This is a genomic window from Pseudomonas sp. DCB_BI (genome assembly GCF_026240995.1).
In the GTDB taxonomy this organism is placed as follows: Bacteria; Pseudomonadota; Gammaproteobacteria; order Pseudomonadales; family Pseudomonadaceae; genus Aquipseudomonas.
This window is the reverse complement of the sequence record NZ_JAPFCG010000060.1, coordinates 1-609: the sequence shown is the minus strand read 5'-3', so window position 1 is coordinate 609 and position 609 is coordinate 1. Positions and strand designations below refer to the sequence as shown.

Sequence of the window (609 nt, the reverse complement as noted above, 5' to 3'; positions counted from 1 at the left end):
AAACGCCCAGATCGTCAGGCTTGACGGTCTCCAGCGGCTTCTTCTTGGCCTTCATGATGTTCGGCAGCGACGCGTAGCGTGGCTCGTTCAGGCGCAAGTCGGTGGTAACGATGGCTGGCAGGTTCAGTGCAACGGTCTGCAGGCCGCCGTCGATTTCACGGGTGACATTCAGCTTGTCGCCAGCCACTTCAACCTTGGAGGCGAAGGTGCCCTGAGCGAAGCCGGTGAGCGCGGCCAGCATCTGGCCGGTCTGGTTGTTGTCACTGTCGATGGCCTGCTTGCCGAGGATGACCAGCTGCGGCTGCTCCTTGTCGACAACGGCCTTCAGCGCCTTGGCCACGGCCAGGGAGTTCAGTTCGTCAGCGGCTTCGACCAGGATGGCACGGTCGGCACCCAGGGCCAGGGCGGTACGCAGTTGCTCCTGGGCAGTGGTCGGGCCGACGGAAACGACGACGATCTCGGTCGCAACGCCTTTTTCCTTCAGGCGTACGGCTTCTTCCACGGCGATTTCGCAGAAGGGGTTCATGGACATCTTGACGTTAGCAAGGTCGACGCCGGAGTTGTCCGCCTTGACGCGAACCTTGACGTTGTAGTCGACCACTCGTTTGA

Annotated in this window: 1 protein-coding gene; it reads right to left on the bottom strand. The window is 61.6% G+C overall.

Features of this window, described 5'->3' with window-relative positions:
* Positions 1–609: electron transfer flavoprotein subunit beta/FixA family protein (locus OO258_RS27290; protein ID WP_266034993.1), on the bottom strand; the 609-nt coding region annotated here is incomplete at both ends.